A 12,609-nucleotide genomic window follows, 5' to 3' on the forward strand; every position below is an offset into this window, starting at 1 on the left:
TCTTTGCTTTCATGGCCAGGCGTGCTGCGCGAGCCAGTCGAGGGCGACCGGTGCCGCATCGAGCACGGCGATGTGGCCGTCGCGCGGGCGGGTCCACAGCTCGCCGTGGGGCAGCCGGTCGAGCATCCAGCGGGCGTGGGCCGGCGGCACGACCCGGTCGGCTCCGCCCTGAGCGAGCAACACCGGCGAGGCGATGTCGCCGAGGTCGAAGCCCCACGGGGCGACGATCGCGATCTCGTCGTCGATCAGCCCGACCTGTCCGCCGGCCGCCACCGCGCGGCCCACGTCGTCGCCGAGCGACGCCCACCGGCCGTCGAGGGCCTCGTAGTCCCGAGCGGTGAAGCTCGACCGGTCGAACTCGGCGGTCGCCTCGAACCGCTGCCGCGCGTCGCGACCCTGAACCGCCGAGCGCAACCCCGCGCCGCCGCCCGCCATGCCGTCGAACCAGTCGAGGCCGTCGCCGTGCGCCGCGAACGGCGCGATACCCGCCATCACCGCTGTGGCGGGCACGAGGTGGGGCAGGAGCGCCGCGCAGGCGAGGGCGTGCGGCCCGCCCCCGGAGGAGGCGAGCAGACCCAGGTGCGTGTCGCCCAGCGCGGCGGCGAGCTGGGCGACGTCGTCAGCGGCATCGGCCACGGTGCGCCCGGGGTGCGGCGACGACCCGCCATAGCCGGGGCGGGCGTAGGAGATGAGGCGGATGCCGCGTGCAGTCGCCGCGCGGACGAGCGGTTCGAGCGGCTCGCCGGTCTGCGGGGAGCCGTGGTGCCAGAGCACGGTGAAAGCGACCGGGCCGGCGCTGCCGCTGTCATGCACGCGCAGGGAGCGGCCGTCGGCGAGCACTAGGTCATGAACAGCAGCGGTCATGCGCCCAGACTAGGCCCGTGCGTGAGGCCCCGCCTAGGCTGGAGGCATGCTCAACGATCGCGCCATCGGGGTCTCGCTGCCCCGCGACCTGCCAGCCGACCGCATCGTCGAATTCGCACAGGCGGCGGAACTGCTGGGGTTCGACGAGTTGTGGATCGTGGAGGACTGCTTCTTCCGCGGGGGTATCGCCCAGGCATCCGTCGTTCTCGCCTCGACCTCGACGATCCATGTCGGTGTCGGCATCCTGCCGGCCGCCGCCCGCAACGCGGCGTTCGCGACGCTCGAGGTGAACACGCTCGCCGAGCTGTTTCCCGGGCGCACCACGATCGGCGTAGGGCACGGCATGCCCGGGTGGATGCGGCAGGTGGGCGCCTGGCCGGCGAGCCCGCTCACGATGCTCGAAGAGACCATCTCGGCGATGCGAGCGCTGCTGCACGGCGAGAAGCTCGCTGTCGAGGGCCGCTACGTGCGGCTGCGCGACGTCGAACTGGAGAGCGCGGCCCCGGTCCCTCCCCTCATCGTCGCCGGAGTGCGCGGGCCGAAGTCGCTCGAGGTGGCCGGGCGCGTCGCCGACGGCACGGTTCTCGCAGAGCCGGTAACGCCCGAGTATCTCGCGGCCGTTCTGCGCCAGGTGGACGCGGCGCGTCCGCACCGTGTCATCGCGTACAACGTCGCGGCGGTTCATCCCGACGCTGCTAAGGCCCGTGATCTGGCACGCACCCGGCTGGACTGGGTGGGCGAGCCGGACGGGCGTGTGCACATCGAGCCGCTGCCGTTCGCCGACGAGTTCTTCGCCCTGCGGGAGTCGGTCGACTCGAACGAGGCGTTCGCCGCCGAGCTGCCCGACGCGTGGGTCGACCAGCTCGCGGTCGTGGGCACGGTGCCGATGGCCAGGGCGCGGCTCGACGAGCTGCACGCCGCCGGCGCCCACAGTGTGGTGCTGCTACCGGCGGGCCCCGACCCGTTCGCCGCGCTCGAGGCGCTGGCGGGGCTGCTGCCGGGCGAGTAGCGCCGCCCGCGAACCGTATCGAGACCGGAGTCTCGACGCGGCCGCGGGCAGGCTACTCGATCGGCGGACCGACTACTTCGTGCCGAGCAGGTCGATCACGAAGGTGAGGGTGCGGCCGGAGAGGCGGTGTCCGCCGCCGACGGGGCCGTAGGCGAGCTCGGGCGGGCAAATCAGCTGGCGGCGTCCGCCGACCTTCATGCCGGGGATGCCCTGCTGCCAGCCGGCGATGAGGCTGCCGAGCGGGAAATTGATGCTCTGGCCGCGGCTCCAGCTGGAGTCGAACTCCTCGCCGCTCTCGAAGTCGACGCCGAGGTAGTGCACGTCGACGGTCGCTCCGGGCTGAGCCTCGGCGCCGGTTCCCTCTTCGATGTCGATGATCACGAGCTCGGTGGGCTCGGGGCCCTCGTAGAACTCGACTTCTGGCTTGGTTTTCGGTGAATCTGTCATGCGACCATCCAAGCAGATCGCGGCGGCCGGCCGTGCGGATGACGCGGGAGTACGCCCTCGGCGCAATCGACGAGCGGAGATCCGGCTCAGCCGACGCGCGCGGCGAGCGTCGCGGCGGCCGTCGTGGCGGCGCGGGCCACTGCCCGCTCGTCGACGCGGGTGAGCTCGCCGTCCTGCACGACGGTGCGACCGTGCACGAGAAGCCGGGCGATCGGCGGCTGAGCGCCCAGGGTGAGCGCGGCGACCGGGTCGGCGATGCCGGCGTGCTCGACGCCGTCGACCTTCCACAGGGCGAGGTCGGCGAGCTTGCCGACCTCGATCGAGCCGATCTCGTGCGAACGCCCGAGCACGCGCGCGCCGCCCATCGTCGCGATGTAGAGGCCCTGGCGTCCGGTCATGCCGTCGGCGCCGGCGCGCAGCCGGTTCATCAGAACCGCCTGCCGGATCTCGGAGCCGAGCTGACCCGACTCGTTCGACGCGGAGCCGTCGACGCCGAGGCCCACCGGCACTCCGGCGGCGAGCAGTTGCGGCACCGGTGCGATGCCGGCGGCGAGCCGCGCGTTCGACGACGGACAGTGCGCGACCCCCGTGCCGGTGGCGGCGAACCGGTCGATCGCGTGCTCGTCGAGGTGCACGCAGTGCGCCATCCACACATCGTCTCCGAGCCAGCCGAGGTCGTCGAGATACTGCGTTGGCGTCTTGCCGAACTTCTCCAGGCAGAACGCGTCTTCCTCCACGGTCTCCGAGCCGTGGGTGTGCAGGCGCACGCCGAGCGAACGGGCGAGCACGGCAGCCTCGGAGAGCAGGTCGGATGTCACGGAGAACGGTGAGCACGGGGCGATGGCGATCTGCACCATCGACTCACGGGACGGGTCGTGGTATCTCGCGACGGCGTCGGCGCTGGCCTGCAGCGCCGCGTCGGTCGTCTCCACCGCGAAGTCGGGCGGCAGTCCGCCCTGCGACCGGCCGAGGTCCATCGAGCCGCGGGTTCCGTGCAGCCGCACTCCGACGCGCGAGGCGGCCTCGACGATTCCGCCGAGGATGTCGCCGGAACCGGCCGGGAACACGTAGTGGTGGTCGGCGACGGTGGTGCAGCCCGAGCGGGCGAGCACGGCGATCGCCGCCTCGGCACCCGCCTCGACCAGGTCGGCGTCGATGGCCGACCAGGCCGGGTAGAGCGCGACGAGCCAGTCGAAGAGGATCGCGTCTTGCGCCCAGCCGCGGGTGAGCCACTGGTAGAGGTGGTGGTGGGTGTTGATCAGCCCGGGTGTGAGCAGGTGGCCGGTGCCGTCGACGATCTCGACGACGGGGCGCACGGCGAGCGGTTCGCCCGCGGAACCGAGGCCCCGCACGGCCCACTCGGGGGCGGCTCCCCCGCCCACGCCGACGATGGTCGCGTCGTCGACGACGACCCAGCCGAACGGATGCTCGGTGCCGAGAGCGTCGACGGTGGCGACGGTCGCCCCGGTGATGATGGTGCGCTTCACGGACGATCCTCCTGTGCGGGTGGGGGCTAGGCGAGCAGCAGACGGGCGAGCAGGGTCGGCGCGAAGTCCTCCTCGAGCGCGAGCACGACGCGGGTGTGCGCGCCGCTCTGCTCGGGGAAGCCGTTGTACACGCCGCGAAGGTCGCAGACGGTCTGGCCGCGTCCGGGCCCGGCGGTGTCGTCGACGAGCACGCGCACGACCGGGGCGGACTTCAGCTCCAGGTCGCCGAGCGCGATCGCGACGGCGAGCGGGTCGTGCAGCGCGGAGGCGCGGTGCCCGTACACGCCGACGTAGAACTCGAAGTAGTAGTCGAGCATGTGCCCGACGGCGACCGCGACGGGGCGGCCGGAGTCGATGAGGGCCTGGCGGTGGTGCTCGAGGAAGACGTTCGGCATGGTGACGTCGAGCGGCACCATGGTGATGAACCAGTCGGCGGCGAAGACCTCGGCCGCGGCATCCGCGTCGTTGGCTATGTTCGCCTCGGCGACGGGGGTGATGTTGCCGGGCACTGCGGCGGCGCCGCCCATGAGGGTGAGCTCCTTGACGAGGCTCGGCAGCCCGGGTTCGAGGCGGAGGGCCGCTGCGATGTTGGTGAGCGGGCCGATCGCGATGACGCGCAGCTCGCCCGCGTGCTCACGGGCGAGGCGCACGAGCATCTCCGCGGCCGACTCGTCGACGACGGACGCCCCGGACGCGGCGATCTCGACGTCGCCGATGCCGTTGGCGCCGTGCACGTGCGGTGCGCCGCCGCGGAACTCGCCGCCCTGCGGATGGTGTTCGCCGACGGCGACGGGGATGTCGGTGCGCCCGGAGAGGGCGATCAGGTCGAGGGTGTTGACGGCGCCGACCGCGGCGGAGACGTTGCCGCTCACGCTGCCGATGCCGACGATGTCGATGCCGCGCGACTCGTCGGCGGCGGCCTCGAGCAGGTAGGCGATGGCGAGGGCGTCGTCGATGCCGGTGTCGCAGTCGAGGTAGTAGGGGGCGCGTGCGGTGGTCATGGTGCTCCGGTGGTTCTGGTGGCGGACGTGCCGATGCTAACGGCCGGGTGTTTCCGGCCTGTTGCGGGGAGGGTGGTGCGGGGCTCTAGTGGGCGTGTGCCTCGGCGGCCGCACGCAGCGTGGCGATGTTGTCGGCGGGTTCGCCGCGGAACACGCTGGACCCGGCGACGAACGTGTCGGCGCCCGCCTCTGCGGCGATCACGATGGTGTCGGCGGTGATGCCGCCGTCGACCTGGAGCCAGACATCCAGCCCGGTCTTCGTGACGGCCTCGCGGAGGAGGCCGAGTTTCGGCATGGTCGAGGAGATGAAGCTCTGCCCGCCGAAGCCGGGCTCGACGGTCATCACCAACACCTGGTCGAACTCGGGCAGCAGGTCGAGGAAGGGCTCGACCGCTGTGTCCGGCTTGAGCGCGATGCCCGCGCGGGCGCCGATGTCGCGCAGTCGGCGGGCCAGCGACACGGCGTCCTTCGCCGCCTCTGCGTGGAAGGTGACCGAGTAGGCGCCGAGTTCCGCGTAGCCGGGCGCCCAGCGGTCGGGGTCGTCGATCATGAGGTGCACGTCGAGCGGTATCGTCGACAGCTCCTGCAGGCGCTCGGTCATGGCGAGACCGAACGTGAGGTTGGGCACGAAGTGGTTGTCCATGATGTCGACGTGCACGAGGTCGGCGCTGGCGATACGCCCCAGCTCGCGCTCGAAGTTCGCGAAGTCGGCGGCCAGGATGCTGGGGTTGATGCGCACGGACATGGCTAGACCTTACCGATGAGTTGGATGAACATGGCGTCGGTGCCGTGGCGGTGCGGCCAGAGCTGCGCGTGCTTCGTGTCGCCGAGATCGAGCGTCTCGCCGGTGATCGTGGCGAGCACGGCGGGAGTGTCGATGCGCTCGATGGCGTCGCCCCACTTCTTCACGGCGCCCTCGACGATGACCTTCGACTCGGCGAGGTGCGGCGAGCAGGTCACGTAGGCGAGCACCCCGCCCGGCTTGAGCGCGGTGATCGCCGCGTCGAGCAGGTTCGACTGAAGGCCGGAGAGGTGGGCGACGTCGCGCGGCGACTTGCGCCAGCGGGCCTCGGGCCGGCGGCGCAGGGCGCCGAGGCCCGTGCACGGCGCGTCGATGAGGATGCGGTCGAACTCGTCCGCATGGTCGTCGCCGACCGTGGTGCCGTCGAGCTCCCAGACCTCGGGCGCGGGGTCGAAGACGGCGAGGGCCTTGCGTACGAGCTCCGCGCGGGCGGGAACGACCTCGTTCGCGACCAGCACGGCGCCCGACTGCGCGGCTTCCGCGGCGAGCAGGGCTGCCTTGCCTCCGGGGCCCGCGCACAGGTCGAGCCAGCGTTCTCCCCGTACGACCGGGCGCACCCGGCTGAGGGCGAGGGCCGCGAGCTGGGAGCCCTCGTCCTGCACACGGGCGCGTCCTGCCCGCACCGCCTCGAGCTGCAGCGGGTCTCCTCCGTCGAGCACGGCGCCGACGGGCGAGTACGTCGCGGCGTAGGCGTCGAGCTCGGCGACGGTGGACTCGCCGGGCAGGGCGACGAGGCTGACGCGGGGCGCGACGTTGTCGGCCTCGAGCAGGTCGTCGAGCTCGGAGTCGCGGCCCTCGGCGGCGAGGGCGGAACGGAAGGCCCGGATGATCCAGACGGGGTGCGAGTGCAGGATGCCGAGGCGCTCGTCGTCGTTCTTCGCGCTCGCGAGGGCGCGGTCCTGCCACTCGGAGACGGGGGTGCGAGTGATGGTGCGCAGCACACCGTTGACGAACCCGGTGGCCGAGTTGGAGCCGACGGTCTTGGCGAGCTGCACCGACTCGTCGACGGCGGCGTGCTGGGCGACACGCATCGACAGCAGCTGGTGGCAGGCGAGCCGCAGCACGTCGAGGATGGCCGGGTCGATCTTCTCGACGGGACGGCCGGCGGCGAGGGCGATGACGGCGTCGTAGTAGCCCTGGCGCCGCAGGGTGCCGTAGGTCAGCTCGGTGGCCAGGCCCGCGTCCGCCTCGGAGAGCTTTGCGCGCTGCAGCCGCACGGGCAGCAGCAGGTTGGCGTAGGCGTCGGACTCACGCACAGCGAGGATCACGTCGAGGGCGATGCGGCGGGCCGGCTGCACGGCGCTCATTCGGCGACCGCCGCGGCGTCGGCGGCGCGACCGCGCCACCAGTCGCCGGCGTCCATCGCCTTGCGTCCGGCGGGGTGCACGGTGATCAGCTGGACCGGGTCGGATGCTGTGCCTACGAGAATGAGCTTGCCTTGCCTTTCGAGGTGGCCGGGGGCGAGACGCGGGGCGTCGCGCGCGATGACGGCGTCGAGGATCTTGAGCCGGGCGCCGTCGAGCGTGGTGAACGCCCCGGGCTCGGGGGTGACGCCGCGGATCAGGTTGACGACGTCGTGCGCGGGTCGGGTGAAGTCGACCCGGCCGTCGTCGAGGGTCAGCTTGGGCGCGAGGGTCACGTCGCCCCGTTGCGGCTCGGCGACGGCGTCGCCGTCCGCGATCGCGTCGACCACGCGGACGAGCAGTTCGGCGCCGCTCAGCGCGAGGGAGTCGAGCAGGTGTCCCGCCGTCTCGTGCCCTCCGATCGACTGGGTGAGCTGCCCGAACACGTCGCCGGCGTCGAGTTCGGGGACGAGCCGGAAGACGGTGGCGCCGGTCAGCTCGTCGCCCGCGATGATGGAGCGCTGCACGGGCGCGGCCCCGCGCCAGCGCGGCAGCAGGGAGAAGTGCAGGTTGATCCAGCCGAGGCGCGGTGCGCTCAGCAGCGGTTCGCGCACCAGGCCCCCGTAGGCGACGATGACGCCGAGGTCGGCGCCGAGGGCGGTGATGCTCTCGGTTGCGTCGCCCGCGAGACGGTTGGCCTTGATCGTCGGCACGCCGAGTTCGTCGGCGATGGTCGCGACGGGCGTCGGGGTGAGGGTGCCGCGCCGGCCCTGCGGCGAGTCCTCGCGGGTGACGACGGCGGCGACATCGTGGCGGGAGGCGGCGAGGGCGGTCAGGCTCGGCACCGCGGCGGCGGGGCTGCCAGCGAACACGAGGCGCAGAGAAGTCATTAGGTCATTCTCCCGCACTTTCGGCGCGCTATTGGTCGAGGAACGGCTCCACGTCGTCGAACCGCACCTTGAGACTGACCGGAACCGGTCCGCGCGCCGCCTTGCCCAGAGCGCGCCGCCGGTTGGCCGCCGACCTGACGACCTCGGCGCGCAGCCCGGCGGCGATCTCGGCGCCGTGCGCGTAGTCGAAGCGCACGATCGTGCGCACTCCCCCGCCGTCGACGTCGACGGGGCCGAGGATGTCGGGCCCGTCGACGTTCACGCTCGCGATGGCGTCGGAGACGGCCTGCACGGTGCCGGTGACGGTGGCGACGCGCACCGCGGGCGGGAAGCGCAGCGCCCGGCGGTCGGCCAGCTCTGAGCGCGCGAAGTCGGCCTGGCGCCAGGTGACGAAGGCCGACGCGAGCGCGCCGCCGACTCCGACGAGCACGATCGGGGCGCGGCGGGCGGCGAGGGCCGCGGCATTCGACCACCAGCGCAGGCAGTCCTCGGCGACACGCAGGCTCTCACGGGCGACCATGCTCTCGCCGTCGAGCAGCAGCACGGCACGGTAGCCGCCGGCCGCGACGGGTTCGGCGCCGCGCGTGGCGATGACGAGCGCGGGCTCGGCGCCGACGGTGAGGATGGGGCGCTCGCCGTCGGCGACGATGATGCGCACCCCGGGGAAGGCACGGCCGAGGTCTTCGGCCGTGCGCCCGGCGCCGGAGCCGACGAAGCGCAGGCGTTCGCCCTCGCAGTTCGCACACTTCCATTCGACGGCCAGAGCGCCGCACCAGTTGCAGGCGGGAGTCGAGCGCGACGACTTCTGGCCGAGCGGGCCCTCGCACTTCATGCAGCGCGCGCTGCGCTTGCAGTCGACGCAGGCGAGGCGCGGCGCGTAGCCGGGCCGGGCGACCTGCACGAGCACCGGCCCCTGCTCGAGGGCTGCCCTGGCCTCGCGCCAGGCGGTGGACGGGATGCGCGCCTGCGCCGCGAGGCGGTCTTCGGACGACTGCTGGGCGGTCGGCACGACCTTCGGCAGCACGGCCGGCTGCGGGGCCAGCGAACGCACCCAGCCGACCTCGACGAGGCGCTCGACCTCGGTGCTGCGCGAGTGCCCGAGGAATATGAGCGCGCAGCCCTGCTGCTCCTGGCGCACCAGCGCCGCGTCGCGGGCGTGCACGTAGGGGCTCAGCGGTTCGCTGTGCAGCGGGTCGCCGTCGTCCCAGACCGCGATGAGGCCGAGGGTGGCGGCCGGGGCGTAGACGACCGAGCGGTTGCCGATGATGACCACGGGGTCGTCGCGCAGGCAGCGCAGGAACGCGCGGTAGCGGTGGGGGTTGGACTGTTTGGCGTCGAGGCGGATGACCCGTTCCGCAGGCAGGACCGCCGCCAGCGCTGCGGCGAGCTGCTCCTGGTCGCGGTAGTCGGGCACGGCGAGGATGGCGGTGGCGCCGCCGGCGAGCGTCGCCGCCGCCGCGGCCGCCATCGTCACGGCCCACTCGCCGACCCAGACTCCGGGCTCGACCTCGGCGACGAGGGGCACGGCGTCGATCGCGAGCCGCTGGCGGGCGGCGATCGCCGTCTCGACGACGCCGTCGCCGTAGCCGTGGATGCGCGCGGGCGGCTCGAGCGCTGCCAGGGGCGGGCGTTCCTCGGCGGCGAGGTAGGCCTTCTCGACCCGCACCTGCCGGTTGGGCACGGCGAGCCGGACGATGTCGTTGGCGTTGCCGGCCGCGCGCTCCGAGACCTTGCGGGCGAGCGCCCACACCTCAGGCGTCAGCACGGGGATGTCGGAGACGACCTCTTCGATCTCGCTGAGCACGCCGGAGTAGTCACCCGGGGGCGCGATCTCGACGATGAATCCGTCGGCCACTCGGCCCGCCGAGCGCAACGGCACCCGCACCCGCACCCCGGCGACGGCACGTTCACGCAGGCTCTCGGGGATGCCGTAGTCGAAGAGCCGGTCGAGCTGGGGCAGGGGCGAGTCGATGAGCACTCGGGCGACAGATGCCTGGCTCATGGGCCGCGCCGCCTCCCCGCTGTGCTCGGTTACGTCGAATAGAGCGTCTATAGTTTCGCAGCCGCGCGCAGCGCGTCGACCCGGTCGAGCCGCTCCCAAGTGAAGTTGGGGAGCTCACGCCCGAAGTGGCCGTAGGTCGACGTCTCCGCGTAGATGGGTCGCAGCAGGTCGAGCTCGCCGATGATGCGGCTCGGGCGGAGGTCGAAGACGGAGTTGATGGAGCCGATGATGGTGTCTTCGTCGACGTGCGCGGTACCGAAGGTCTCGACGTAGAGCCCCACGGGCGACGCCTTGCCGATCGCGTATGCGACCTGCACCTCGAGGCGGTCGGCGAATCCGGCGGCGACCGCGTTCTTCGCGACCCAGCGCAGAGCGTACGCGGCCGAGCGGTCGACCTTCGAGGGGTCTTTGCCGCTGAACGCGCCGCCGCCGTGGCGTGCCGCGCCGCCGTAGGTGTCGACGATGATCTTGCGGCCGGTGAGGCCGGCGTCACCCTGCGGGCCGCCGATGTGGAACACGCCGGTGGGGTTGATGAGGATGCGCACGTTGTTCGAGTCGAGCGCGATCGTCGAGAGCACCGGGCGGATGACGATCTCCTCGATGTGCGCGCGCAGCTGCGCGGTGCTGATCGAGGGCGAGTGCTGGGTGGAGACGACGACGGTCTCGACGGTGCGCGGAACGGCGCCCTCGTAGCCGATGGTGACCTGGGTCTTGCCGTCGGGGCGCAGGTAGTCGACGAGCCCCGACTTGCGAACGAACGCGAGGCGCTCGGCCAGACGGTGCGCGAGCCAGATCGGCAGCGGCATGAGCTCTGCCGTCTCGGTGGTGGCGTAGCCGAACATGATGCCCTGGTCGCCCGCGCCCTGCAGGTCGTCGGCGTCGCCGCTCGACTCCTCGCGCGTCTCCTGGGCGTGGTCGACTCCCGCGGCGATGTCGGGCGACTGCCCGCCGATCGACACGGAGACGCCGCAGGAACGGCCGTCGAACCAGACGTCGGACGAGTTGTAGCCGATCTCGGAGATGCGCTTGCGAACGATCGTGGGGATGTCGACGTAGCCGGTGGTGGTGACCTCTCCGGCGACGTGCACCAGCCCGGTCGTGACGAGGGTCTCCACGGCGACGCGCGCGTGCGGGTCGACCTCGAGCAGGGCGTCGAGGATGCTGTCGGAGATCTGGTCGCAGATCTTGTCCGGGTGCCCCTCCGTCACGGATTCGGACGAGAAAAGACGCAGTGGGGAGCTCATTGATTAGCCTCTGGCTGGAAACGGTTGATACGGGTGTTCAGGTCAACAGATCGAGAATACGAGCGGCCACCGACGTCTTCGTGCCGCTGGCCTCGCTCACTATATCCCCGGCCGAATTGACCACGATGATCGAGTTACTCTCTGTGGCGAACCCCTCGGTCCAGCCCACCCTGTTGAGGACGAGATAGTCGGCGCCCTTGCGCGCGATCTTGGCCCGGCCCAGCGCGAGTAGCTGCTCGCGGTCGTCGACGGTCTCGGCGGCGAAGCCGACGATCACCTGACCGTCGCGTCGTGCGCCCGCCAGCCCGGCGAGGATGTCGGGGTTCTTCACGAGGGTGAGCTGCAGGGTGTCGCCCTGCACGTCCTTCTTGATCTTCGCCGGAGCGACGCTCTCGGGCCGGTAGTCGGCCACGGCGGCGGCCATAACGACGACGTCCGCTTCGGCTGCCGCGGCGGTGACCGCCGCCTCGAGTTCGAGGGTGGTCGAGACGTGCACGACGTGGAGGTCGTCGGATGCCGCGGCGTGCACCTCGAGGTTGGCACCGACGAGCGTCACCGTGGCCCCGCGTGCGGCGGCGCCGACCGCTATGGCGAGTCCCTGCTTGCCGCTCGACCTGTTGCCGATGTAACGCACGGGGTCGAGCGGTTCGCGGGTGCCGCCGGCGGTCACGACGATGCGCCTGCCGAGGAGGTCTTTGGGGGTGACGACGGCGAGGGCGGCCTCGACGATGTCGTCGGGCTCGCTCATCCGGCCCGGTCCGCTGTCTTTTCCGGTGAGCTGGCCGACCGCGGGTCCGACTACGTGGACTCCGCGGGAGCGCAGCAGAGCCACGTTCGCGACGGTCGCCGGGTTCTGCCACATCTCGGTGTGCATCGCGGGTGCGATCACGACCGGAGCGGTCGAGGCGAGAACGGTGTTGCCGAGCAGGTCGTCGGCGATACCGGCCGCGAGCTTCGCGATGGAGTTGGCGGTGGCCGGGGCGATGACGATGAGGTCGGCGGCCTGGCCGATCGCCACGTGCCGCACTTCGGCGACTCCCTCGTAGAGGTCGGTGTGCACCGTGTTGCGGCTGATGGCCTCGAGGGTGGGCTTGCCCACGAACCTCAGGGCGGCGTCGGTGGCGACGACGTGCACGTCGTGGCCGGCGAGCACAAGGGCGCGAACGACAGCGACCGCCTTGTACGCCGCGATACCGCCGGTGATGCCGACGACGACGTTCAAGACGGTCACTGGATGATTCGTGGTGCTGATTACTCGCCGCTCAAGCGCTTGAGCTCGAGCTTGTCGTTGTTGATCTCGCGAAGTGCCACGGAGAGCGGCTTGTCTTCGATGGTCGAGTCGACGAGCGGTCCGACGTTGTCGAAGAGGCTTCCCTCGTGCAGGTCGGCGTAGTAGTTGTTGATCTGGCGGGCGCGCTTCGACGCGAAGATCACGAGCTGGTACTTGGAGTCGACCTTCGACAGCAGTTCGTCGATGGGCGGGTCAATGATTCCGCTGTTCTTGTCAGCCATGGGTGCTC

Annotated in this window: 12 protein-coding genes; 1 reads left to right on the top strand and 11 read right to left on the bottom strand. The window is 71.6% G+C overall.

The window, feature by feature from the left end; all coding sequences use genetic code 11:
• Positions 1–9 precede the first annotated feature (9 nt).
• Entirely contained in the window at positions 10–864 is an 855-nt protein-coding gene (locus ABIE21_RS04290) for an alpha/beta fold hydrolase (RefSeq protein WP_354023540.1), read from the bottom strand.
• 46 nt (positions 865–910) lie between these two features.
• Between ABIE21_RS04290 and ABIE21_RS04295 the strand changes: the two genes are divergently transcribed.
• Entirely contained in the window at positions 911–1,873 is a 963-nt protein-coding gene (locus tag ABIE21_RS04295; RefSeq protein WP_354023541.1) for an LLM class flavin-dependent oxidoreductase, read from the top strand.
• Positions 1,874–1,945: 72 nt separating this feature from the next.
• On the opposite strand, the gene ABIE21_RS04300 is transcribed toward ABIE21_RS04295, so the two are convergent.
• From ABIE21_RS04300 to rpoZ, 10 genes are all read right to left on the bottom strand, one after another.
• Positions 1,946–2,320, bottom strand: a complete 375-nt coding sequence (locus tag ABIE21_RS04300; RefSeq protein ID WP_184235498.1) for an FKBP-type peptidyl-prolyl cis-trans isomerase — start codon at positions 2,318–2,320, stop codon at positions 1,946–1,948.
• Between the two features lie 86 nt (positions 2,321–2,406).
• Entirely contained in the window at positions 2,407–3,807 is a 1,401-nt protein-coding gene (locus ABIE21_RS04305; protein ID WP_354023542.1) for an 8-oxoguanine deaminase, read from the bottom strand.
• Between the two features lie 26 nt (positions 3,808–3,833).
• Entirely contained in the window at positions 3,834–4,808 is a 975-nt protein-coding gene (locus tag ABIE21_RS04310; protein ID WP_354023543.1) for a nucleoside hydrolase, read from the bottom strand.
• Positions 4,809–4,893: 85 nt separating this feature from the next.
• A complete protein-coding gene (gene rpe / locus ABIE21_RS04315) occupies positions 4,894–5,553 on the bottom strand; it encodes a ribulose-phosphate 3-epimerase (protein ID WP_354023544.1) in 660 nt (219 codons plus the stop codon).
• Positions 5,554–5,555: 2 nt separating this feature from the next.
• The gene (locus ABIE21_RS04320) at positions 5,556–6,917 is read right to left on the bottom strand and encodes an RsmB/NOP family class I SAM-dependent RNA methyltransferase (RefSeq protein WP_354023545.1); all 1,362 of its coding nucleotides are present in this window, start codon (positions 6,915–6,917) and stop codon (positions 5,556–5,558) included.
• Positions 6,914–7,834, bottom strand: a complete 921-nt coding sequence (gene fmt, locus ABIE21_RS04325; protein WP_354024402.1) for a methionyl-tRNA formyltransferase — start codon at positions 7,832–7,834, stop codon at positions 6,914–6,916. Before fmt ends, ABIE21_RS04320 begins: the two co-directional genes overlap by 4 nt.
• Before the next feature lie 37 nt (positions 7,835–7,871).
• Entirely contained in the window at positions 7,872–9,845 is a 1,974-nt protein-coding gene (locus tag ABIE21_RS04330; RefSeq protein WP_354023546.1) for a primosomal protein N', read from the bottom strand.
• A gap of 47 nt (positions 9,846–9,892) precedes the next feature.
• Positions 9,893–11,089 carry a methionine adenosyltransferase gene (gene metK / locus ABIE21_RS04335; RefSeq protein ID WP_354023547.1) on the bottom strand — a complete coding sequence of 399 codons (1,197 nt, stop codon included), beginning with the start codon at positions 11,087–11,089 and terminating at the stop codon, positions 9,893–9,895.
• 37 nt (positions 11,090–11,126) lie between these two features.
• Complete coding sequence (gene coaBC / locus ABIE21_RS04340) at positions 11,127–12,311, bottom strand: bifunctional phosphopantothenoylcysteine decarboxylase/phosphopantothenate--cysteine ligase CoaBC (protein WP_354024403.1); 1,185 nt, start codon at positions 12,309–12,311, stop codon at positions 11,127–11,129.
• 29 nt (positions 12,312–12,340) lie between these two features.
• Positions 12,341–12,601 (bottom strand): DNA-directed RNA polymerase subunit omega, encoded by a 261-nt coding sequence (gene rpoZ, locus ABIE21_RS04345; protein WP_184235522.1) that lies wholly within the window; start codon positions 12,599–12,601, stop codon positions 12,341–12,343.
• Positions 12,602–12,609 lie beyond the last annotated feature (8 nt).

The sequence above is a fragment of the Conyzicola nivalis genome (genome assembly GCF_040548875.1).
Lineage (GTDB): Bacteria > Actinomycetota > Actinomycetes > Actinomycetales > Microbacteriaceae > Conyzicola > Conyzicola nivalis_A.

Coding starts and splice junctions, on each gene's coding strand:
- ABIE21_RS04290 (WP_354023540.1), bottom strand. CDS start 864: ATGACCGCTGCTGTTCATGACCTAGTGCTCGCCGACGGCCGCTCCCTG.
- ABIE21_RS04295 (WP_354023541.1), top strand. CDS start 911: ATGCTCAACGATCGCGCCATCGGGGTCTCGCTGCCCCGCGACCTGCCA.
- ABIE21_RS04300 (WP_184235498.1), bottom strand. CDS start 2,320: ATGACAGATTCACCGAAAACCAAGCCAGAAGTCGAGTTCTACGAGGGC.
- ABIE21_RS04310 (WP_354023543.1), bottom strand. CDS start 4,808: ATGACCACCGCACGCGCCCCCTACTACCTCGACTGCGACACCGGCATC.
- rpe (WP_354023544.1), bottom strand. CDS start 5,553: ATGTCCGTGCGCATCAACCCCAGCATCCTGGCCGCCGACTTCGCGAAC.
- ABIE21_RS04320 (WP_354023545.1), bottom strand. CDS start 6,917: ATGAGCGCCGTGCAGCCGGCCCGCCGCATCGCCCTCGACGTGATCCTC.
- ABIE21_RS04330 (WP_354023546.1), bottom strand. CDS start 9,845: ATGAGCCAGGCATCTGTCGCCCGAGTGCTCATCGACTCGCCCCTGCCC.
- metK (WP_354023547.1), bottom strand. CDS start 11,089: ATGAGCTCCCCACTGCGTCTTTTCTCGTCCGAATCCGTGACGGAGGGG.
- rpoZ (WP_184235522.1), bottom strand. CDS start 12,601: ATGGCTGACAAGAACAGCGGAATCATTGACCCGCCCATCGACGAACTG.